The sequence below is a fragment of the Bartonella sp. AP258QHHD genome (genome assembly GCF_042196145.1).
Taxonomy (GTDB): domain Bacteria; phylum Pseudomonadota; class Alphaproteobacteria; order Rhizobiales; family Rhizobiaceae; genus Bartonella.
In genome coordinates this window covers 115,144-116,049 of record NZ_JBHIPR010000061.1, presented here as the reverse complement: position 1 = coordinate 116,049, position 906 = coordinate 115,144, and the positions used below count along the sequence as shown (strand labels likewise).

The window sequence follows — 906 nt, the reverse complement described above, 5'->3', positions numbered from 1 at the left end:
TGCTGGTAGTAACGTTTTGACAGAATGGTGGAGAGTGGTCATGAATCCCATAAGTCCCCATACTTGTCTTGGAGATGCGAGCGATAAGTGTACATGGCGCTATGGCACATCTCATCGTGAACAAAATAAGAAAAAAATCTTGCTATTAGTTTTCAGGAAGATATTGTTAATTGTGATGACAACGATGCTGTTAAGCAGCGTATAGGATTGATCAATGGTTATTTGAAGTCAGTAGTGAAAGAAGGTTGGGTGGATATTACTGAAGGGAAGAGCCTTTTTGATGATTGTATAATAGAAAAATCTAATAGTGGTTTTGTAGATTATTGTTTACAAATTAAAGTAAATAACCTCTTTTTTATTTACATGAGAGAAGTAAAGGGTTTCGTTGGTTTTTTTGTTTTAAAGTCCTTACAGAAGTTCGCAGGCATAGAAGCAAAAATGGAATAATTTTTTTATTGGATGAGCCAGCAAATAATTTACATATTCATCCACAGAGAAAAATATTAAGCTCCTTACAAACTTTATCGAGCATAAAGGGCAATAAAGTAATTTATTCGACGCATTCCCCTTATCTTATTAACGACGATAATTTGGATAATTTGTTTACCGTACGTAATGAAGCAAATGATTTTGAAGCGCCTCGAATTGTTTGTGAAAGATTTCTGGAATTAACTATATCTCCTGAAGAAACTGTGAGGGCTGTTGAGCCTATTGTTCAAAAAACATGGATTACACACCTTGGAACAGGAGCTGATTGGATTATAAAAAAATTTAATGGAGTTGCTGCTAATGCAAAGAAAGTAAATCACATTGCTGATTGCGTGAAACATATTATTGGTGGATAATTTTCTCAGTTTATGCCGTAAAGCTTATACCCTTACGCGTTTTATTTAAATGCTAACACCC

Annotated in this window: 2 protein-coding genes and 1 pseudogene; all 3 read left to right on the top strand. The window is 34.4% G+C overall.

Translation table 11 applies throughout. From position 1 onward, the window contains the following. Nucleotides 1-205: pseudogene (locus ACFIMM_RS07245) on the top strand (hypothetical protein); the annotation flags it as partial. 2 nt (nucleotides 206-207) lie between these two features. Then, nucleotides 208-447: a hypothetical protein gene (locus ACFIMM_RS07240; protein WP_375628064.1), complete on the top strand. Its 240-nt coding sequence runs from the start codon at nucleotides 208-210 to the stop codon at nucleotides 445-447. 8 nt (nucleotides 448-455) lie between these two features. Beyond that, nucleotides 456-845 carry an AAA family ATPase gene (locus ACFIMM_RS07235; RefSeq protein WP_375628066.1) on the top strand — a complete coding sequence of 130 codons (390 nt, stop codon included), beginning with the start codon at nucleotides 456-458 and terminating at the stop codon, nucleotides 843-845. Nucleotides 846-906: the final 61 nt, after the last annotated feature.